This window comes from Micromonospora sp. NPDC050397, assembly GCF_044901685.1.
Lineage (GTDB): Bacteria > Actinomycetota > Actinomycetes > Mycobacteriales > Micromonosporaceae > Micromonospora_G.
Genome location: NZ_JBJDPS010000001.1, coordinates 454,143 through 474,335 on the forward strand (window position 1 = coordinate 454,143; position 20,193 = coordinate 474,335).

Annotated in this window: 14 protein-coding genes and 1 riboswitch; of the genes, 7 read left to right on the top strand and 7 right to left on the bottom strand. The window is 71.9% G+C overall.

The genetic code is table 11. The annotated features are described in order from the left end of the window. Positions 1 to 202: 202 nt before the first annotated feature. Positions 203 to 292, top strand: a riboswitch (SAM riboswitch). A 268-nt stretch (positions 293 to 560) separates the two neighbouring features. The 5 genes from ACI2K4_RS01770 to ACI2K4_RS01790 all read left to right on the top strand — a co-directional run bounded on the left by ACI2K4_RS01770 (position 561) and on the right by ACI2K4_RS01790 (position 5,760). Further along, a complete protein-coding gene (locus tag ACI2K4_RS01770) occupies positions 561 to 1,454 on the top strand; it encodes an ABC transporter substrate-binding protein (RefSeq protein ID WP_404507961.1) in 894 nt (297 codons plus the stop codon). A 41-nt stretch (positions 1,455 to 1,495) separates the two neighbouring features. Further along, positions 1,496 to 2,287 carry an amino acid ABC transporter permease gene (locus tag ACI2K4_RS01775; RefSeq protein ID WP_404507962.1) on the top strand — a complete coding sequence of 264 codons (792 nt, stop codon included), beginning with the start codon at positions 1,496 to 1,498 and terminating at the stop codon, positions 2,285 to 2,287. A 31-nt stretch (positions 2,288 to 2,318) separates the two neighbouring features. Next, positions 2,319 to 3,056: an amino acid ABC transporter ATP-binding protein gene (locus tag ACI2K4_RS01780; protein WP_404509148.1), complete on the top strand. Its 738-nt coding sequence runs from the start codon at positions 2,319 to 2,321 to the stop codon at positions 3,054 to 3,056. A 179-nt stretch (positions 3,057 to 3,235) separates the two neighbouring features. Further along, positions 3,236 to 4,177: a hypothetical protein gene (locus ACI2K4_RS01785; protein WP_404507964.1), complete on the top strand. Its 942-nt coding sequence runs from the start codon at positions 3,236 to 3,238 to the stop codon at positions 4,175 to 4,177. Positions 4,178 to 4,302: 125 nt separating this feature from the next. Then, a complete protein-coding gene (locus ACI2K4_RS01790) occupies positions 4,303 to 5,760 on the top strand; it encodes a neutral zinc metallopeptidase (RefSeq protein ID WP_404507965.1) in 1,458 nt (485 codons plus the stop codon). A 68-nt stretch (positions 5,761 to 5,828) separates the two neighbouring features. On the opposite strand, the gene ACI2K4_RS01795 is transcribed toward ACI2K4_RS01790, so the two are convergent. The 6 genes from ACI2K4_RS01795 to ACI2K4_RS01820 form a co-directional block, all read right to left on the bottom strand. Continuing rightward, positions 5,829 to 6,557 (bottom strand): anti-sigma factor family protein, encoded by a 729-nt coding sequence (locus ACI2K4_RS01795; protein ID WP_404507966.1) that lies wholly within the window; start codon positions 6,555 to 6,557, stop codon positions 5,829 to 5,831. After that, entirely contained in the window at positions 6,554 to 7,105 is a 552-nt protein-coding gene (locus ACI2K4_RS01800) for a sigma-70 family RNA polymerase sigma factor (RefSeq protein ID WP_404507968.1), read from the bottom strand. The genes ACI2K4_RS01795 and ACI2K4_RS01800 overlap by 4 nt, the downstream gene beginning before the upstream one ends. Before the next feature lie 128 nt (positions 7,106 to 7,233). Next, a complete protein-coding gene (locus ACI2K4_RS01805) occupies positions 7,234 to 7,776 on the bottom strand; it encodes a hypothetical protein (RefSeq protein ID WP_404507969.1) in 543 nt (180 codons plus the stop codon). Positions 7,777 to 7,819: 43 nt separating this feature from the next. After that, positions 7,820 to 9,196 carry a LysM peptidoglycan-binding domain-containing protein gene (locus ACI2K4_RS01810; protein ID WP_404507970.1) on the bottom strand — a complete coding sequence of 459 codons (1,377 nt, stop codon included), beginning with the start codon at positions 9,194 to 9,196 and terminating at the stop codon, positions 7,820 to 7,822. 46 nt (positions 9,197 to 9,242) lie between these two features. Continuing rightward, positions 9,243 to 9,794, bottom strand: a complete 552-nt coding sequence (locus tag ACI2K4_RS01815) for a type VII secretion system-associated protein (RefSeq protein ID WP_404507971.1) — start codon at positions 9,792 to 9,794, stop codon at positions 9,243 to 9,245. Positions 9,795 to 9,855: 61 nt separating this feature from the next. Continuing rightward, positions 9,856 to 14,538, bottom strand: a complete 4,683-nt coding sequence (locus ACI2K4_RS01820) for a DUF6531 domain-containing protein (protein WP_404507973.1) — start codon at positions 14,536 to 14,538, stop codon at positions 9,856 to 9,858. 201 nt (positions 14,539 to 14,739) lie between these two features. Here ACI2K4_RS01820 and ACI2K4_RS01825 point away from each other — a divergent pair, with 201 nt between their 5' ends. Next, positions 14,740 to 15,048 (top strand): hypothetical protein, encoded by a 309-nt coding sequence (locus ACI2K4_RS01825; protein ID WP_404507974.1) that lies wholly within the window; start codon positions 14,740 to 14,742, stop codon positions 15,046 to 15,048. Between the two features lie 16 nt (positions 15,049 to 15,064). Continuing rightward, complete coding sequence (locus ACI2K4_RS01830) at positions 15,065 to 15,700, top strand: hypothetical protein (protein ID WP_404507975.1); 636 nt, start codon at positions 15,065 to 15,067, stop codon at positions 15,698 to 15,700. 68 nt (positions 15,701 to 15,768) lie between these two features. Here ACI2K4_RS01830 and ACI2K4_RS01835 read toward each other — a convergent pair whose 3' ends face one another. Beyond that, a complete protein-coding gene (locus ACI2K4_RS01835) occupies positions 15,769 to 20,175 on the bottom strand; it encodes an FtsK/SpoIIIE domain-containing protein (protein WP_404509149.1) in 4,407 nt (1,468 codons plus the stop codon). Positions 20,176 to 20,193 lie beyond the last annotated feature (18 nt).

A 20,193-nucleotide genomic window follows, 5' to 3' on the forward strand; every position in this document is an offset into this window, starting at 1 on the left:
GCGGGACCGGTTACCCACCCCGAGTCCGCGCCGCTCGGAATGAGCCCGATCGGCCCCCGTGTCCGGTTCCCCGGCTCGTCGTCGCCGGGACTGCCCCGGGACAGAATCCGGGGCCGGAATGGTGTGGTCCGGTGGCGAGCGCCACAGTGATGTCGGGCGTATCCGACTGGAATTGCGCCGAGTCGATTGAGTAGGCTGACGCAGCCCATCCAGAGCGATTGAGAGACCTGGCTCGTCGATATCGCAGCAACCCCCCGCCGGGTGCGGGTGCTACCGCCAGGATCGATGGAGGTTTGTTCCGTGCGTGGATCACGTGTCGGCCAAGTCGGCCGGCTGCATGTCACCTGGCACTGGTGGCGTCGGCACATCGACCTGTGTCGTACCGGCACGATGCTCTGTCCCCGCCACGGCTGACCATCGTCACCGGCGGTCCTGACGCCGGTATTTCCGAAGAAAACCGAGGCATGACGCGTCGCGTCATGTTCCGTTCCTTGCCGCCCCGGTTCCCATTTCTCGGGGCGCGTGCTGTCGTACGCGAATCAATTTTGGAGTACCCGCACATGCGTATTTCCCGTCCATTCACCCGCCTGCTCTCCGGTGTCGCCGCGATCGCGCTCCTGGGGGTCGCCGCCGCCTGCGGCTCGTCCGCCGACGAGGCCACGGAGAACCCGTACAACCTGCTGCGACCCGGGACCCTGCGGGTCGGGACGCTCAGTGACGCGCCGCCCAACGTGTACCTGAAGGACGGAAAGTTCACCGGCTTCGACAACGACCTGCTGACCGCCGTCGCCGGCAAGGTCGGGCTGAAGGTCGAGTTTGTCGGCACCGAGTTCTCCGCGCTGCTCGCGCAGGTCAACAACCACAAGTTCGACGTCGGCAGCTCGTCGATCACCATCACCGAGGCGCGCAAGAAGACGGTCGACTTCGGCAACGGGTACGACTTCGGCTACTTCGGCCTGGACGTGCCCGCCGGATCGCCGATCAAGAGTTTCGCCCAGCTCAAGGGCGCCCGGGTGGTCGTGGTGCAGGGCACCGTGCAGGACGACTACGCCACCGGGGAGGGCCTCGACCCGGTACGCGTGCCGGACTACAACGGGGCGATCAACCAGCTCAAGGCAAAGACCGCCGACGCCTGGATCGCCCCCGCCGAGATCGGCGAGAAGTCCGCACAGGACAGTGGTGGCAAGATCGTCCTGGCCGAGAAGCAGCTCGGCTCGGCCCCGACCGCCTTCGCCGTGGCGAAGGGGAACGACGCGCTGCGCGAACTGCTGGACAAGGGTCTCGACCAGGTGATCGCCGACGGCACCTGGACCCGGCTCCAGGAGCAGTACTACCCGGGGCGCGCCGTCCCGGACACCTTCAAGCCGGGCAGCGGCAACGTCACCTTCCCACCGGTCAAGGCGGCCGGGTCGACCAACCCGTCGGCCACGCCGTCGACCACCCCGTCGGCCTGACCGACCGCTGACCGCCCGACGGGTCCGAGACAGGTAAGGCGATGGATACCCTCAAGACGCTCTGGGAGACGTTCTTCGACCTCGGGTCGATGCGCGAGGCCCTGCCCGAGATGTTCACGATCGGCCTACGGAACACGCTGCTGCTGGCGCTCGTCTCGGCCGTCCTGGGAACCCTGCTCGGCATGCTGCTGGCCGTCGCCGGCCTGGCTCGGACCCGTTGGCTGCGCTGGCCGGCCCGGATCTACACCGACGTGTTCCGGGGACTGCCGGCGGCGGTGACCATCCTGCTCGTCGGGGTGGGACTCGCCCCGCTCGGCATGGCCTGGTGGGGGCCGAACCCGTACCCGCTGGGGATTCTCGCGTTGTCGCTGATCTCGGCCGCCTACATCGGTGAGATCTTCCGCGCCGGCATCCAGAGCGTCGAGGCCAGCCAACTGGAGGCGAGCCGTGCGCTCGGCCTGTCGCACCGTACGGCGATGCGCCTGGTGATCATCCCGCAGGGCGTACGGCGGATTCTGCCCGCCTGGGTCAACCAGCTCATCGCGCTGATCAAGGATTCCAGCCTGGTCTACTTCCTCGGTCTGCTGGCCAGCGAGCGTGACCTGTTCCGGATCGGCCAGGACTACGCCGCCAACACCGGGAACGAGTCCGCCCTGCTCCTGGCCGGACTCTTCTACCTGGCCATCACGGTGCCACTGACCCACCTGGTCAACCGGATCGACCGGCGGCTGCGCGAGGGCAGGGCGGGTGGTGTCGGCGACGACGAGGCCGATCCGCTCGCCGTGCCGGCCGGGCCGAGCACGATCACCGAAGGGGGAGTACGGCGTGCCTGAGCAACACCAACCGGTGCGGCAACCCGTCGCCGTGACACCGTACGAGTCGGTCAGCCTGGCCGCCCGCGACATCCACCTCGCCTTCGGGGCCAACCAGGTCCTGCGCGGCGTCGACCTGGACGTGGGGCGGGGCGAGACCGCCTGCGTGATCGGGCCGTCCGGGTCCGGGAAGTCCACCCTGCTGCGTACGCTCAACCGGCTGCTCGAGCCGGATCGGGGCGACGTGCTGCTCGACGGCGAGAGTGTGCTGCGACAGGACCCGGACCTGCTACGGCAGCGGATCGGCATGGTCTTCCAGCAGTTCAACCTCTTTCCACACCTGACCGTGTTGCGCAACCTCACCCTGGCGCTGCGGCACCTCAGGCGGCTCGACGCGGACGAGGCGGCGGAGGTGGCGCTGCGCCAGCTCGACGTCGTCGGGTTGCGGCACAAGGCGGACGCCCGACCGGCGCAGCTCTCCGGCGGCCAGCAGCAGCGCGTCGCCATCGCCCGCGCCCTGGCGATGTCTCCTCGGGTCATGCTCTTCGACGAGGCGACCTCGGCGCTCGACCCGGAACTGGTCAAGGGTGTGCTGGCCCTGATGGCCGACCTGGCCACGCAGGGCATGACCATGGTCGTGGTCACCCACGAGATGGGTTTCGCCCGGCAGGTCGCCGACCAGGTGGTCTTCATGGACCGTGGCCGGGTGGTCGAGGCCGGTCCGCCGGCCGAGGTGTTCGAGGACCCGCGCAGCGACCGACTCGCGCGTTTCCTCGCCCAGGTGCTGTGACCGGCCATCGTGCCGTGACCAGCCCGAGTGCTGTGACCGGGCATCGTGCCGTGACCTGCCCGAGTGCTGTGACCAGCGCCTCGCCGGGTGCGGGCTGAACCGATTTCGCGCGGGCTCCGTGTGGATGCCGAAGGGCTTCCGGATGTGCTGGAAGGCCGGGTAGACACTGGAGAAATCAAATGTTGCGCAAGCACCTAGCGCCCCTCGTCGTCCTCGTGGCCGCGGGCGTGGCGATGCTCTCGGCCTGCGGCTCGGACGAGGTGGCGCCAGCCGCGCAGCCGCCCGCGGCCCAGGCCACGACTCAGGCGCCCGCAGCGGGCGAGGGCGCCGGCACCGACCTGTCGCTCCTGTCGGGCACGGCGAAGTCGAACAACTCCCCGGCTGGCACCGGCGACTGGGCGGTGCCCAACGGCGGCACCGCCACCGGCGCGAAGCTGGCCGCGTCGCAGAAGTGGGTGCAGTTGACCGCCAGCAAGGCCGGCGCCCTCGACCCGGTCGTGGTCAACGGCGCCGGGCTGACGCTCTACCGCTTCGACAAGGACACCGCCAAACCGTCCAAGTCGAACTGCGTCGGCGACTGCGCGGTGACCTGGCCGCCCGTCACCGTCGCTCCCGGCGGCAAGATCTTCATCGCCGGCATCAAGAAGTCCGCGATCGGTACGGTCAAGCGCGCCGACGGCACCCGCCAGGTCACCATCGGCGGCTGGCCGGTCTACCGTTTCGCCAAGGACACCAAGCGCGGCGACACCCTCGGGCAGGGCGTGGGCGGGACCTGGTTCGGCGTGACCCCGACCGGCGGCAAGGCGGGTGTCCCCGCCGATCCCTCCGCCGGTGCCGGCAACGACCAGGACGCCGGCTCCCCGTCGGCGACCCCGGCCACCAGCGCGGTCCTCTTCGACGACGCGAGCTTCAGCGACAGCGGTGCCTCGCAGGGCGTCGGCGGCAGGGGCTGCCAAAACCTCAGCCGCCCCAGGATCACCTCGTCGCTGGCCGCGTCCGGCTCGCTCAAGATCTGGTCGGAGCCGAACTGCAAGGGACGGTCGCTGGTGGTCAACGGCGACGTCGCCAACCTCGCCAAGGTCAACTTCGACAACGCCATCGCGTCGGTCTTCCTCGGCTGACCCGGCCTCGACAACGGTCGACCACGTACTCCGCACGGGTGTGCCGGTCTGGCTCTCGCCAGCCGGCACACCCGTCTCCGTACCGGTACCCACACGACGCGACAAGCTCGGGATGGTGTGTGAACATGACGATGTCCGCTCGTCGGACCAGGTGGGGAGCCGCCCTGCTGGTGGTCGCCGCGCTCGCGGGCTGCACCCGTACGGTCGCCGGCACCGGCGGGGTCGAGCGCTGGAGTTCGACCAAGGTCGCCGGGTTGGCGATCACCACCGGGGAGAGCGGTCCCCGGCCGGGTGCCGGTGACTCGCGGCTGACCGCGTCCGGCGGCGATCGGGGCCCGATCGACCGGCTCGCCCTCAACGCCGTCGACGACGTACAGCGCTACTGGTCGGAGCAGCTCCCGGCGAGCTTTGGCAAGCGCTTCGAGCCGGTCGGCCGGCTGGTCTCGTACGACTCCGGTGGCGCCGGGGTGAACGTCTGCCAGGCCAGCACGGCCGGCCTGGTCAACGCGTTCTACTGCGCCTCGGACGACACGGTCGCCTGGGACCGGGGTCGGTTGCTGCCCACCCTGGACGCCTCGTTCGGGCCGATGTCGGTGGTGGCGGTGCTGGCCCACGAACTGGGTCACGCGGTGCAGTTCCGGCTCGGCGCGACCGGCAGCATCACCGCGCGGACCAGCTCGATCGTCAAGGAACAGCAGGCCGACTGTTACGCGGGCGCGTTCTTCCGCTGGGTGGCCGAGGGCAACGCCCCGCACTTCCGGATCTCCACCGGCCCGGGCCTCAACCAGATCCTGTCCACCCTGTTCTTCATCCGCGACTCGGCGGGTACCGGCTTCGACGCCGAGGGGGCGCACGGCAACGCCTTCGACCGGGTGTCGGCGTTCCAGTTCGGGTTCGGCGACGGCCCGGTCCGCTGCGCCCGGATCGACGAGACCGAGGTACGCGGCCGGATCACCCAGCAGGCCAGTGGGGACCAGGACTCCGTCGACGAGGACGCGGGCAACCTGCGGGTGGACGACCGGGAGGCGCTCAGGGCGCTCCAGCGGACGTTGCGTGACGTGTTCGGGGCCGACGGCACCCCACCGCCGACGATCACCGTCGGCACGGCCGCCTGCCCCGACGCCGGGCCCACCTCGCCCGCCTCCTACTGCCCGAGCGGGAACACCATCGGGCTCGACCTCGACAACCTGGTCCGGGTCGGGACCGCGCCAGGGCGGGGGAGCCGGGGCGGCATCGGTGACTTCGCCGCGTTCGCCGAGATCGCCTCCCGGTACGCGTTGGCCCTGCAACAGGCGGCGGGATACCCGCTGCGTGGCCTGGCGGCCGGGCAGCGTACCGCCTGTCTGACCGGGGTCTGGGCGGGCGCCATCGTGGCGGGCCGGGGTGCGGCGCTGACGCTCTCCCCGGGTGACCTGGACGAGGCGGTGGCCGAGATGCTGAGTACGGAGAGCGTGATCGCCGCCGACGTCGACGGCGCCAGCGTCCCCTCCGGCTTCGCCCGGGTGGAGGCGTTCCGCGACGGCTTCTCCGCCGTCGGGCCGACCTCGGCCGGCACCGCCACCTGCCTCGGCAAGTACCGGTAGCGGACACCGGACGGCGGAGGTGCCCGCACCGGTCGGTACGGGCACCTCCGCCGTCTGGTCGTGTTCGGTCAGAGGGTCACGGCGGTGAACCTCTTGCCGGCGACGTTCTCCACCTCGATCCGGGCCACGTTGTCGGGGTGAATCAGCGCGCTGCCGTCGAGGTTGGTGCCCTCGTCCTCGCCCTTCTGCGACACCACCCAACTGCCGGCCAGGATCTCGGTGCCGTCCTTGCCGACCACCAGCAGCTTGCACGGCTCACCGGCGGGGATGCCGGAGACCGCGGCGTTGATCCGCACCCAGCCGGGTGCGGGTTGGATCGCGACGGTGATCCGGGCTCCGGTGGTCGGGTCGGTCGCGGTGGCGAGCCTGGTGCCCGGTGCCACGGTCGAGACCACGGGGGAGGGGGGAAGTGGGGCGGCGACCTGGTCCGCGTCGGCGGTCACCTGGCCGACCACGACGCCGGCCGAGATCGCGGCGGCGACGACCACCACGGCGGCCGAACTCATCAGCGTGTTACGGCGGGTCCGCCTGGTGCCGGACTCGGTCCGGATCTGGCGCAGCGTACGTTGCAGCAGCAGGTCACCGCCTTCGGGCGGCCCGTCCAGCAACATCGCCTCGGGTACGGCCTCGAGTGCCTTCTGCCACTCGCGCAGCGACTCGACCTCGGCCCGGCACTCAGCACAGTCGGCGAGGTGCTTCTCGACGGCCAGGGCCTGCTCCGGTTCGAGCGCGCCCATCAGGTAACCGCCGATGTCCACGTGGTCATCAGCTGTGTTCGTGCTGTCCAGCGTTGTCATGAGGCAGACCGTTCCATCCCGGGGGGGCGCTCCGAGTGAATCTCGCGTAGTGCCCTGAGTGCATAGAAGGAGCGCGATTTCACCGTCCCGGGCGGAATACCGAGCGCCTTGGCGGCTTCCGCGACTGTACTCCCGAGTAGGTATACCTGTTCAAGCACCTCGCGGTGTTCGGGTGAGAGTCGACTGAGCGCGTCGACCACTACCATCGAATTGACCACCTGATCGGCGTGATCGCGCTCGATCGCGACCTCCACCGGGGTCTCGGCGACCTCGGTCGGACGGGCGTTACGCGCCCTGATGTTGTCCGTGACGATGTTACGGACCACGGTGAGCAACCATCCGCGTACCGAGCCCTTGCCGTTGACCAGGCTGTCCGGATGTCGCCAGGCGCGTACCAGCGCCTCCTGGACCACGTCTTCGGCCGCCGCGCGGTCTCGGGTCAACTGTGTGGCGTACGCCAACATCGCCCGGCCGTGCTCCTGAAACAGGGATCGGACCAATGCCTCGTCGGCCACGTCCCGGCGACGATGTGTCCTTAACCCCGCCATATTCCCCCACCCTCCGCGGCCCCCACCAAGCCGACTTCTGCCGGCGCCGGACCAAACAATGAAGCAGTGACGACCGTGAAGTTCGTACGCGGACGATTAGTGTGCCAACCATCACTTCTGGGACCTCCTCACCCTCCTGTCGGAGCGCCCGCCGGCGCTGCCTTGCCACCGTCGGGAGCGACCGCGAACCAGCTCCCCTGCCTCCCCTGACCGAGAATCTGTCCGGGCACCTGGTCGTCGGCGAACCGGTACACCGGCCAGCCACCGACGGTGACCTGCTGGGTACCGTCCTGTCGGGCGATCGCCCCGAGGGTCGACGCGTCCAGGTTCTGAAATGTGATCTTTTCGCTGACCAGCACCGGCGGCCACCGGCTGGAGCAGGCGTCGACGCAGGTGGAGGTCGGCGGTTCCGGGCTGTCGTCGTCGAAGCGGTACAGGGTGAAGCCCTGACCGTCGAGCACCACCGCGCCCAGCTCCGGGTTCTGACCAAGCTGTACCGACTTGGGCCAGTATCCACCTTCGGGACTGCGTTTGCCCAGATCGTTCTGGGCGGCGCCGACCTCCTGCGCGGGGACCGCGACCGGGTCGGTGACCGTGGTCGTACACCCGGTGGCCGACAACGCCACCGCCAGCGCCAGCGGGCCGAGCAGCGTACGCGGGCTGACTGCCATCTTCACCAAGTCCTTTCTCAACCGAATACCGAACAGGGCGGGATCAGCCCCGGCTGCCGTACGTGAGCGCACCCCGGAACCGGGGCACCTGGGGCGGGTCGAGTCGCAGGCCGAGCACCCCGACGTCGAGCGAGCCGTCCGCGCCGGCCTCGAACCGCCAGGCCGCGTTCGGTACGTCGCCCAGCACCAGCACCGCCGCCGTGTCGTCGGAGAGCGTCGCCAGCGCGCCGAGCCGCTCGACCACCGAGGACGCGACCGGCGCGGTGACCACGACCAGGTGTCCGCGCAGCGGACCCGGCACGACCGCTCCGGTGTCGTCCGGCCGGGTGCCGACCGGTCCCGTCGCGAGCAGGTCGACCACTCCCGTCGCGTCCGCCGTGGCACGCACCCGCCCCACCGGCAGCCGGGTGCCCGGCGCCGGGCCGACGACGGTGATCGCCACCGACGCGGCGGCGGGGTCGGCACCGATCTCGTCCAGGAAGGCGCCCACCACCGCCGTCGAGACCGCCCGGTCACCGGTGAGCGCGACCACACCGGGCGCACGTCCGAGGTTCACCACGGTCAACTCGCCACCGATGGTGCCGACCGTGGCGAGCAGTGGCAGCGCGGACGACCCGGACCCGGTCGCGCCGTCGTCGAGTTGCCAGTTCGGCGCCTCCCACACCGCACCCTGCTCGCGCGGCTGCCACGGCGACGGGGCGTCGGGTACCGCCGGTGCCAGCCGCAGCGACACCCGGTCGGGGCCGACGACGGCCGCGTACACCTGGGGTTGGGGGGTCCGGGCGGCGAGTTGCCGCAGGGCGCGGTCCAGCACGGCCCGGGAGCCGGTCGGGACCGGTGACGGCGCGACCGGCCGGCTGCCCCGCCGCCGCACAACCGCCGCCGCGACGACCAGCCCACCGGCGAGCAGCAACACGCCCAGCACGGTCACCGCCGCCACGGCGGGGGAGAGACCGAGGATCCGGGTCTGCCCGGTGCCCGGCCCGGCCGGCAGCGGTGCCGGCGGCGGGCCGCTCGGAGGGTTGGCGCGGGGCGCCGCCGGCTGTTCCACGGCGGGTGGTGGGCCGATCCGGATCTCGCCGGAACTCGCGTTGGCCGGCAGCACCAGCACCCAGCCGGCGCGCAACCGCGCCGGATCGGTCAGGGTCAGCCCGTCCGGCTGCGCCCGCCCCCGGTTCAGCTCGTAGATCTCCGGCCAGCGCTCGCTGTCGCCGAGTAGGCGATCGGCCACCCCGGGCAGGGTCAGGTCGCTGGCCGTACCCGGGTCGCCCGGCACCACCCAGTAGGGCACCGACGGTTCGGCCGCCGCCCGGGCCGGCGTCAGCGGGAGCAGCGCCGACAGCACGGCGGCGAGCGCGAGCAACCAACCGACGAACGTACGGGTCGACCTCCGGTCGACGGCGGGGACCAGGCTGGGCATGACTACCTCACTAGGGTGTTTCGCGAACTCGTCGGGCGGGTGTGTCTCAGGTCAACTCGGGCGTGCCCAGGCGGTGTTCGAGATCGCTGCCCGGATTGAGGAGCAGGTCGGCCCCGCCCACCGCGCCGGCCAGCTCACGCAACGGCATCCGTTCCCAGTGCCGCCACCGGTCGCTGTCGGGCAGGTACCGCTCCGAGGTGTACGCCCGTACCGTCGGCCCGTCCGGTCCCGCCTCCGGCCCGGCCACCCCCGGCCCACCGTTGCGGTGCGGGACGAAGACGGTCGCGCCCGGTACGGCGGCGCGGACGTCGTTCCGCCCACCGTGACCCGTGACGGCCCGTTGCAGCGCCGCCTCCAACTCGTTGGCCGGCGGAGGGAAGCCCAGCGCCAGCGGGGTCGGGCGGTAGTTCGGGTTCCCGGTGAACTCCTCCCCGATCTCGCCGTGCTCGTCCACCCGGTACGCGCCGACCACCGCCCAGGCGGGTACGTCGGCGGCGTCCTCGAACGCCGGATCCACCGCGTAGATCCAGCTTCCCGGTGCCTGTCTGGCCTGCTCCCGCAGTCTCGGTGTGACCGTCGGGGCCGGTACCTCCGCCATCGCTGTCTCCTCTGCTCGTCCTGGTCACGCTGCCGTTGATCTGGGTGTCACCCGGTTGCCGCTACGACGACCGGACGAATTTGTCGTTCTCCACGCCGGTCATCTTGAGCCCGTACCTCGGGTCCGACGGGGTCTCGATGCGCAGCCCGCCCCTGCCGTCCGGGAGCACGTTGTAGTGCCCCTGCACGTGGATTCCCTGCTTGATCAGTCCGGGCGGGACGTTGTCGATGGCCGCCCACTCGTCCTGGTACTTCAGGTGGTCGAGGTTCGGCACGTTCTGGGTCGGCAGGTGGACCATCGGGTTGCGGGGCTCGACCACGTAGATGTAGCCGTCGCGCTGGTCGAAGGTCTTGCCGCCGGACGAGATCTTCGTGCCGTCGGAGCGCACGAACTGCAGGGCCACGTCGAGGTTGCCGGTGGTCGAGACAAAGCCGCTGCCCTTGCCGTTGTGCATGTGCTTGGCGATGTCGTAGTGCGGGACCGTGCCGGCCTGTTCGGCCCGGGACTTGAGGCCGGTGTTGAAGATCACCTCTGGTGGCTCGCTCGACCCGTGGAAGACGATGTCGGGCTTGGTCGGGTTCGGGATCAGGGACTGCTTGATCCCGACCGGGTGCGCGTACAACTCGTAGTCGGCGAGGTTCTGCCGGCCGAGGTCGCCGAGATCGGCGTTCGGTCCGTCCAGGTCGTCCGGGCGGGATCCGGAGCTGCCGGGGCGGTTGAGCCGGGAGGCGTCGAACCCCCCGTCCGGTCGGAGCGGCACGATGCTGTCGGCCCTGATGTTGCAGGGTGCCAGCCCGAGCGGGTCCGCCGAGACAACCGGGTTGTCGACGTACCCGGCCGGGTCGGGCGCCGGTGCCAGCCCGAGCGGGTCCTGGCTGACGTACCGGCCGCTGACCGGGTCGTAGTAGCGGTAGACGTTGTAGTGCAGGCCGGTCTCCGGGTCCAGGTACTGGCCGGGGAAACGCAGCGGGATCGTGGCCGGCTCGTCCCGGGTGACGGTCCCGCCCGCCGTCGCCAGCGGCACCCCCCAGAGGCTGTCGCCGTTGTGCCAGACCAACTCCCCGGACGCGTCGACCAGCTCGGTCGGCGTGCCGACCAGGTCGGTGACAACCGAGTAGAAGCGTTCGTCCACCGGATCGCCGTCGGCCGGGTCGGGCCCGGCGTTCATCCGTACGGACTGGGCGACCGGGTGCCCGTGGTCGGGGTGGTGCTCCCAGGTGATCACCCGGCGGTCTCCCCGCGCGTCGGTGTGCACCTCCTCCACCAGCAGTGGGCCGTCCCAGACGAAGTCGACCCACTCCACCGGCGTGCGTGGATCCGACGCGGTGTAGCGGCGCTTGCCGATCCGCCGTCCGAGCGGGTCGTAGACGTAGTCCCAGCGGTCGTCGTCCGGTGTCGACACCCCGATCAGCCGGTCGTGGCCGTCCCAGACGAAGTACCAGACGAGGTCCCCGGCGTCGGGGTCGGTCACCGTGCGCGAGATCATCCGACCCTCGCGGTCGTACGTGTACCGCACCCCGCCGGCCTCGGTGACCAGGTTCCCTTCGTACCGCAGCTCGCCGACCCGCCCGGCCCCGGCGACCGAGGCGGAGGTGAGGTTGCCCGCCGGGTCGTACCGGTAACGCTCGGCCCGGTTCGGCCCCCACACGCCGGTCACCCGTCCGGCCGGGTCCAGCTCGAAGTCGACCCGCCCGGCGAGCGTGTCGTCGACACCGTGCAGCCGCCCGTCGGCCCGGTACTCGAACCGGCGCTGCCGCCGGCCGGGCAGGCTCTGGGCGGTCAACCGGCGGTCGTCGCCGAAGGTCTGCTCCAGCACCACCCGGCCGTCGACGCTGCGGCGCAGCTCCCGCCCACCCGGGTCGTGGCGGAACCCGACGGTGTGGCCCCGGGTGGAGAGCGACTCCAGGTTGCCGAACGGGTCGTACGCCCAGACGCTCTCCGTACCCGACGGGGTCCGGCGGGCGCGCGTGCCGTCCCGGCCGTAACCGAACGCGAGGGTCCGGCCGTTTGTCGTCTGGCTGAGCACGCGCCCCTGCTCGTCCCGCTCGATCACCAGCGCGGCGTCGGCGTTGGTCGCCGCCACCAGCCGTCCGATCGGGTCGTAGGCGTACGTCGTGGTGCCCGACGCCGTACGCCGTTCCACCACGTTGCCGAGCAGGTCGTGGTCGTACTCGGTGATCTCGCCGAGACCGTTGGTCGACTGGACGAGCTGACCGGCGGCGTCGTACTCGTACCGCCGCACCCGGCCGTTGAAGTCGGACTCCTCGGTCAGGCGCCCGGCGGCGTCGTAGCCGTACCGCCAGACCAGGCCACGGGGATCGGTGACCGTGGTCAGCCGCAGTTCGGTGTCGTACTCGTAGCCGGTCCGCGCGCCGGTGGCGTCGACGGTCGCGACCACCAGGTCGAACGGGCCGTACTCGGTGCGCGTCACCTGACCGGCGGCGTCGATCCGCTCGACCGGGTTGCCCTCGTCGTCGTAGCGCACCCGCTCGGCCCGACCGCCCTCGCCGATCCGGCTGACCTGCCGTCCGGCGAGCGCGGTGTCCCGCCGGGGATCGTCCGCGCGCAGCCGGTCGTAGGCGAACGACTCGGCCACCCCGACCGAGGTCAGGTCCGGTGCACGGTCGTAGCCACGGGCGAAGATCCGGTCTCCGGCCCGGACCGCGATCGTCATCGCCGTACCGCTCGCCGAGACCAGCGCCTCGCTGCCGTCGGGCCGGGTGACCGCCACCAGCCGGCCGGCGTTGTCGTACCGGTAGCGGGTGGTCCGACCCAGCGGATCCACCTGGGACAGGAGCTGGTTGTACCGGCCCCACTCGAACCGCGTCACCGCGCCCAGCGGGTCGGTACGCCGTACCGTGTGGTGCGCCTCGTCCAGCTCGTACAGCGTGGTGTTGCCGAGCGAGTCGGTGTACGCGGTGACCCGTCGCGCCCGGTCGTAGGCGAGCGTCGCGTCGAGGAAACCCCCGTCGCCCTCGGTCCGTACGCACCGACCGTCGGCGTCGTACGCGTACCGGTAGCCGACACCGTTGCGGTCGGTCCAGTCGACGATCCGCCCCGCGTCGTCGTACCCGAAGCGCAGCGGTCGGCCGGAGGCGTTGACGACCTCGACCAGCCGGCGTCGTTCGTCGTAGCCGTAACCGGCCACGGCGGCGGTCCGACCGTCCGGGGTGACCAGGGCGAGCCCGGTGATCCGGCCGTCGTCGGTGGTGACGGTGACGTGCCGGCCGTCGGAGTGGCGCAGGCCGGTCGGCGCCCGGTCGTCGTCCCGCTCGATCTCCAGCCGGTTGCCGTCGCCGTCGGAGACCGACGCGACGAGCCCCACCTCGCCGGACACCTCGAACCGGGTGGTACGGCCGAGCACCGGGTCGGCCAGTTCGGCGTGGCCGTCCGGGAGCAGGGTCAGCGGCCAGCGCGGTCCCTCCACCGGCAGGGCCGAGCCGTCCACCGGCACCGGCGGGTAGACCAGGATCATTCCGTCGGGCGAGAGGTAGCAGACCCCGTCGGGGTCGAACTCGAGTCGCTGGTCGACGGTCGAGGCCCAGGACGGCCCGAACCAGCCCCCGGCCCGGTACGACGACAGGTGGGTCCGCTCGACCAGCAGCGGCAGTGCCCCGGGCAGGTCGAGGTCGATCTGGGCGAGCACCATGTCGCCGGTGGCGATGTCGACCGGGTCGGTGACGCACTCCCGTACGTCCAGCGAGATCGAGGTGTCCTTCGGCACCGGCGGCCGGTTCGGCCCGATCGCGGGAGCGCCCTTACCGAGCGGGCCGCCGATCTGCCGCCCCCCGCCGTCCAGGCTCCTCGTCCCGGCCTTGATGCCGCCGGAGACCGAGCCCGGCAGCAGGTTGCCGCCCTTGGCCGCGAACTTCATCACCCGGCCGACGAGCCGGCCACCGGGCACCAGCCCGAGTGCCAGACCACCGGCCGCCATCGCGATCTCGGCCGCGTTCCCGCCGGCCAACGCGCTGGCGAGGTCGATCGCACCGGAGAGCAGGCCGATCGCCTGGCCCAGCGGCGGGAAGATGAACCCCGCGATCGCGGAGAGTACGTCCAGCACCGTCGTGAGCCACTCGACCACGGTGCTGCGCAGGAAGTCGACAAACGCCTGGAACGCCTCGGCGATCTTCTCCCAGAGCGACCGCTGCGGCGCGTCCTTGGCCAACTGCCGGATCACCTGCGCGGCCGTACGCCCCGCCTGGTCGTGCAGCGCGGTGGCCTGGCCCAACAGCGCCTTCGCCTGGTCCAGCGCCTGGTCGGCCTGGGCCTGGCGGTTGCGGGCGGCGGTGAGGTCGTCGGTGGCGGCGTCCTTCGCGGCCGGGTCGGTCTCCGTGGCACCGCCCAGCGCGATCATCACCGCCTGTGCCGCCGCGAGTGCGACCTGCGACGATCCCTGGTCCTGGCTCGCCTGCCGGGCCTCCTCCAGTGCCCGCAGCGACATCGACTGCGCCTCCTGCAACGACGGCAGGTAGCGCAGGTAGGCGTCGGCGGCCTGGCCGTACGACTGGGCCATCGTGTCGAGCCGACCCGGCAGCTTGCCGATCAGGTCCCGGAACGCCTCCATCGCCCTGCCCTGGCCGACGTCGATCTGGCCGCCCGAGGCGAGCAGGTCGTGCGCCTCCTGCGTGGTCCGGGCCAACTCCTGGTAGGCCCGGGTGATCTCCTCGAAGGACTCGGGATCGCCGGGCACCGGATCGGAGTCGAGCTGTAACACCGACCACTCGGCCGCCCCTGGACGCGTCATGACCGAACTCCCTCGTCACACCGGTTGCTTCTCCCCGTCCCGGGCCGTCTCCCCGGGAAGTGACTCGAACACGTAGCGGACGCCGGATCGGTTCAGTTCCCGCTGGCAGCGGGCGTCGGACCGGTCCGACGCCCGCTGAACCGGTCGCCCCGGAGAACCGTGTACCGCGCAGAGTCACTGCGACGGCCCGAAGGAATTCGCATGAGCGTGATCGATGTTCCCGGTGCGGAGCTGGAGCGGGTGCACGACCTGCTGCAACGTACAAAAGACCTGATGGACAGCTCACCGATCAAGGCGATGGGGCAGCTCGTGGACTCGCTCGGCCAACACGATCTGGAGTCCGCCGCGCATGAGTTCGAGAAACGGTGGGGCGACGGCCGGCATGTCCTGGCCAAGGACCTCGAAGGCGTACGCGACGCGGCGAAGGCGGTCGCGGACGCGTTCCGGGAGACCGACGAGCAGACGGCCGCCGCGCTCACCGAGCCGCCGGCCGATGGATCAGCACAGTAGGCGAAGGAGTAACTCAGTGACCGACTCGACATCCACGGCCGCGCCCACCCCGACCGGTTTCCGACTGCGTACGCCCGAGGACTGGGTCGACTTCTCCCTCGCCGACGAGGCCAGCGAGAACCGGATCGCGCACGACGTGTGGAGCAGGGCCCGGGAGGCCGGGCTCACCGAGAGCCAGGCCGGGGCCTTCACCGAATCCGTACGCCGGTCGGTGCGGCACGCCCGGCGCTCCGGCGCGGCGCACGCCGCCGGCACCTTCCAGCTCTACGAGGACGGTCCGCTCACCGCCACCGTGCTGGTCTCGGTGGTCACCCCGCCGGCCACCGGCGACGTGCTCGGCGCCCTGACCTCGGTGCGGCAGCCGGCGCGGCCGGACGGGACCTGGCGCCGGGTCGGCACGGCCCAGATCAACGGCATCGGTACGGTCGGCCGGGTGCACGGCATCCAGGACGTCACCCTGGACGAGGCGACCATCCGGTCGGCCGTGATGCACACCGTCGTACCCCTGCCGGGCAGCGCCGACGTGCTCGTGGTGACCGGCTCCAGTCCGAACGTCGCCGAAGCCGACGAGTTGTTCGAACTGTTCGACACGATCACCGCGACGCTCGAACTCACCGCGACGCCGGATCGCGCTGCCACAGGGCAGTCGTAGACCACAGGCGGGGTCGACGACAGCGATCGGGGGGACACCACACGGTGTCCCCCCGATCGCTGTCCGGCTCAGGCGGCGTTGGTGGTCGGTTCCGACACCGCCGTCCGGACCGCCTCCGGTGTGGCCCGGGGCACCTGCACCACGCGTACCCGCCCGTCGCCGAAGTGGGCCAGTGCGCGGCCGGGTCGTCCGCCGCCGAGCTGACCCCGGGAGAGCTTCGCGCCCAGCACCTCGCCGTCGCCGAGCCCCTGCGGGCTGAGCAGAGCGCCCTGACGGTTGCGGCGGGCGTCGACGTGCCAGCCGCCGAAGCCGCCGGAGAGCCCGTCGATGGTTCCCGCCATGATCAGCGCGCGGCCGGTCTCCGTACCGGTCCGGGCGATCTCGCCCAGGTCGCTGCCGGCGTCGCACTTGAGCAGCAGCTCGGCGTCGTCCAGCACGACCGCCGCCGGACCGGTGTGGTCGCCGAGCGTGGCGGCCAGCCGGGCCGAGGTGAGATCGTCACCGGCGACCAGGTCGAGCACCCCCGGCAGACCGGCCAACTCCCGCAGCGGTGACCGGCGCGGTGCGGCGATCACCACCGGGGTGCCCCGCTCCAACAGCGACGAGACCATCGTCATCAGCACCGTGCTCCGACCCGACCGGGGCGGACCGGCCACCACGAAGCTGGAGATCGCGGCCAGGTCGGGCCCCACCCCGGCGAGCTGGTCACCACCGACGCCGAGCAGCGCCCAGAGTGGACCGGCCGGCCGGACCAGCGCCCGCGCACGGGCGAGGCCGACCTCGTCGGGCAGGACGTCGATCCGGAACGGGCGGGCCGCCTCGGGCAGGTCGGCGTCGCGGTTCCGTACGGTCTCGGCGATCGCGGCGAGCAACCGGGCCTGGCCCTGCCCCGAACTGTCGGCCACCGCCTCCCGCTCGCCCGTACCGCCGATCGGGGCGAGCAGCGCGATCTGCGCCTCGGCGCCGTCGACCGCCCGTAACGCCCGCCCCGCCTCGATTTCGTCCGGTAGCTGCCGGTAGTTGATGCCGACCATCCCGTAGTCGCCGCGTTCGCTCAACCGGAGCACCAACTTGTCCTCCGTGGTCGCGGAGACGCGGGTGGAGAACATGCTCCGGTCACCGGCCAGGATCAGATGGATGCCCACCCCGGCGCCCTCCCGCAGCAGGGTGAGCACCCCGGACATCAGGGTGCCGTTGTCGAAGTCGGCGAAGGTCTTGTCGAACACTTCCCAGCGGTCCAGCAGCACCAGGATGTGCGGCGGGCGCTCGGACCCGGCCGCGCCGGAGCGGAACTCCACCAGGCTCGCCGAGCCGGTCGAGGCGAGCAACTGCTGTCGGCGTCCCATCTCGGCGGTCAGCCGGGCGAGCAGCCGGCCCAGCCGTTCGGCCTCCGTACGCTGCACCACCGCGCCGCAGTGCGGCAACTCGGCGAGCGCGATCAGCGCCCCGTTGCCGCAGTCGATGCCGTACAGGTGCACGTCGGCCGACGAGTGGGCGTGGGCCACCGTGCCGGCGATCGTACGCAGCGTCTGCGAACGACCGCTGCGTGACGACCCGATCACGTGCAGGTGTCCCAGTGTGGCCAGGTCCAGTTCGAGCGGCACCTGGTCCTGCTGCGCCGGCAGGTCGACCAGGCCGTACGCCACCGGGGGCAGGTGGTAGGCGCTCGCCCGGGGGGCCGGCAGGGTGTCCACGGTCAGCGTCGTCGGCAGTGCGGGCAGCCAGGGGCTGTGCTGGGGCGCGATGGCGAGCTGCTCGCTGGCCGCGCGTACCGCCCGGACCAGCACCGCGAGGTCGGTCAGCTCGGCCGACGGCGCCGCACCGCCGCCGGGCCGGGTCGGCACCGGTCGACCCAGGTCGGTCCAGTCCAGCGGCACCAACCAGGGCGCCGGGCGCTCGGTGCTGACGCTTCCGGGACGGAACCCACCGACCCGACCCGCCTGGAACGGCACCAGCGACGACTGTGCCAGCCGGACGTACGCCCGGCCCGGGGTGGACTTGGAGATCGACGCGGCGTCCGGGGCGTTGAGGACGTCCTGGCTCTCGCTGCTGTCGGTGACCCGCAGCGCGATCCTCAGGTTCGTGTTCGCCCGGATCTCCGGCGAGACGACACCACCGGGACGCTGGGTGGCGAGCACCAGGTGGATTCCGAGTGAGCGGCCCCGCTGGGCGATGTTGACCAGCCCGGTGACAAAGTCCGGCAGGTCCCGGACCATCGAGGCGAACTCGTCGATCACGATCAGCAGGCGCGGCATCGGCACCCGGGTCGGTTCACGGCGCAGCAGGTCGACGTAGTCGTCGATGTCCTTCGCGCCGGCCTCGGCCAGGATGTGCTCCCGGCGGCGCAGTTCGGCGGAGAGCGAGGTCAGGGCCCGCCCGACCAGGTGGGTGTCCAGGTCGGTCACCATGCCCACGGTGTGCGGCAGCAGCACGCAGTCCTTGAACGCGCTGCCGCCCTTGTAGTCGACCAGCACGAACGTCATCGCGTCCGGCCGGTTGGCCACGGCGAGCGACGCGACCAGGGTCTGCAACAGCTCCGACTTGCCCGAGCCGGTGGTGCCGGCCACCAGGGCGTGCGGACCGTCCCGCTTCAGGTCGAGGGCGAACGGACCGTCCAGGGAGACACCGAGCACCGCCTCGGTGGTACGCCCACCGGTGGTCCAGCGCGCCGCGACCGCGTCCGGCTCCGGCGGCTCCATCCCCAGTACGTCCAGCAGCCGACTGGCGTCGGGCAGCGCGCCGCCGTCGTCGGTGCCGCCGGTGTCGCGTACCGGCGCCAGCGCCCTGGCCATGGTCCGCAACCAGCGTCGGGTCACCAGGTCGGGATGCACACCCGGGATCGGGCTGGCCAGGGTCCGGGTGACCAGCAGGGTGCCGTCGGGCTGCTGCGCGACGACCGCCTGGCACTCCTCCGGCAGCAGCTTCTCCTCGGCGTCGAGGCAGATCGCGAACACACCGACCGACGGCCCCTCCCGCAGGATCTGCGTCACCCCGGGCAGGGTGCGCAGCTTGCGTGCCCCGTCGAGCACGACCAGCACGTCCCGGAACGCGCCGTCGGAGCGCGACTCGGCGCTCCGGGCCGAGATCAGCGCGACCAGTTCCGCCACCCGGCGGGCCAGGGTCTGGGTGTCCGCACCGACCGTGGCCAGGGTGTCCTGACCGTCGCGCGGCGAGAGGTGCGGCAGCCAGCGGGTCCAGGCCCAGCCGTCCGGGTCGCCGGCCCCGGCGAGCAGGTAGATCTGTAGCTCCTCGGGGCTGTGCAGCGCCGCGGCCTGGGCCAGCATCCACCACGCGGTGGTCCGGGCCAGCTCACCGCCGGCGACACCGACGACACCGTGCTTGCGTACGGAGACCGTCGCCGGCACGTCCAGCGCGCTCCACCGGATCTCGCGCCGGTGTTCGTCCTGCGCCGGGTCGGTGAGCACCACCTCGGACGGCAGGTCGGCGCTGCCGGCCCGCAGGTCCAGGAAGTCCGGGTCGGAACGGCGCCGCTCCCAGAGCCGCCGCTGCGGTCCTACCGCGATCAGCAGCACCGCAGCCGGGTCGGGACAGCTCTGCCGCCGGGCCATCCGTTCGGCCGCCAGGGCCTCCTGGGCCTCGGCGGTGACCCGGGCCTTCTTCTCCTCGTACTCGGCGAGCCGACCCCGGTAGGAGGCGCGTCCCTGACGCCGGCTGCTCACCTGGTTGGCGATCAGCGCCAGCGGTGAGAGCAGGGCGAAGAGCAGGGTGGCCGGGTTGTGCGTGATGAAGTACGCCGCCCCGGAGACCACCAGCGGGGCGAGGACGGCGATCAGGGCCAGCGGACGCCGCTCCGGTGGGATCGGCGGGCCGGGCAGGGTGAACCGGGTGGTCTTCGCGGCCGGCAGCAGCCGGGGTGGCCGGTTGTAGTCGTACCCGGTCCGGTCCTCGGAGACCTGGAGCGCGGCGTCCGCCCGCTCCGGTCTGCGCAGTTCGAGCAGGGACGAACCGACGGCGAGCTGTGCGCCCGGTGCCCACACCTGCTCGCTCTCCAGCGGCACCCGGTCGAGCAGCAGCCCGGCACCGACCGGCAGCAGGTGGCAGCGGCCGTCGGGGGCGATCCGTACCCGGGCCATGACCGAGGCCAGGGCGGGGTCGGCCAGCCGTACCCGACAGGTGCTGGCCGCGCCGATGGTGTGCTCGCCCAGGTCGAGCTGGTAGACGCCGCCCGCGTCGCTGCCGCCGACCACCCGTACCTCGACCAGGCCCCGGGGTGGCCGGACGGCCTCCTCGACCGGGTGGCCCAGCCCGAGCACCGACCCCTGCCGCAGTGGCGCCTCGGCCAGCGCGAGCCGGTGGTCGAGCGGGGCCCCGGCGACAAAGACCGGGGGCGGGCCGCCGGCCGGCTCCGGCCGGCGGGCGGCCAGGGCCTCGGCGAGTTCGCCGACGGTGGTCTCGGGCGTGACGTCCACCTGGTAGTCGGTCGCCACCGAGGGCGGGTCCACGACGGTGAGCATGAGGCGCACGGCATTCTC

Coding starts and splice junctions, on each gene's coding strand:
- ACI2K4_RS01770 (WP_404507961.1), top strand. CDS start 561: ATGCGTATTTCCCGTCCATTCACCCGCCTGCTCTCCGGTGTCGCCGCG.
- ACI2K4_RS01775 (WP_404507962.1), top strand. CDS start 1,496: ATGGATACCCTCAAGACGCTCTGGGAGACGTTCTTCGACCTCGGGTCG.
- ACI2K4_RS01785 (WP_404507964.1), top strand. CDS start 3,236: ATGTTGCGCAAGCACCTAGCGCCCCTCGTCGTCCTCGTGGCCGCGGGC.
- ACI2K4_RS01790 (WP_404507965.1), top strand. CDS start 4,303: ATGACGATGTCCGCTCGTCGGACCAGGTGGGGAGCCGCCCTGCTGGTG.
- ACI2K4_RS01795 (WP_404507966.1), bottom strand. CDS start 6,557: ATGACAACGCTGGACAGCACGAACACAGCTGATGACCACGTGGACATC.
- ACI2K4_RS01800 (WP_404507968.1), bottom strand. CDS start 7,105: ATGGCGGGGTTAAGGACACATCGTCGCCGGGACGTGGCCGACGAGGCA.
- ACI2K4_RS01805 (WP_404507969.1), bottom strand. CDS start 7,776: ATGGCAGTCAGCCCGCGTACGCTGCTCGGCCCGCTGGCGCTGGCGGTG.
- ACI2K4_RS01810 (WP_404507970.1), bottom strand. CDS start 9,196: ATGCCCAGCCTGGTCCCCGCCGTCGACCGGAGGTCGACCCGTACGTTC.
- ACI2K4_RS01815 (WP_404507971.1), bottom strand. CDS start 9,794: ATGGCGGAGGTACCGGCCCCGACGGTCACACCGAGACTGCGGGAGCAG.
- ACI2K4_RS01820 (WP_404507973.1), bottom strand. CDS start 14,538: ATGACGCGTCCAGGGGCGGCCGAGTGGTCGGTGTTACAGCTCGACTCC.
- ACI2K4_RS01825 (WP_404507974.1), top strand. CDS start 14,740: ATGAGCGTGATCGATGTTCCCGGTGCGGAGCTGGAGCGGGTGCACGAC.
- ACI2K4_RS01835 (WP_404509149.1), bottom strand. CDS start 20,175: ATGCTCACCGTCGTGGACCCGCCCTCGGTGGCGACCGACTACCAGGTG.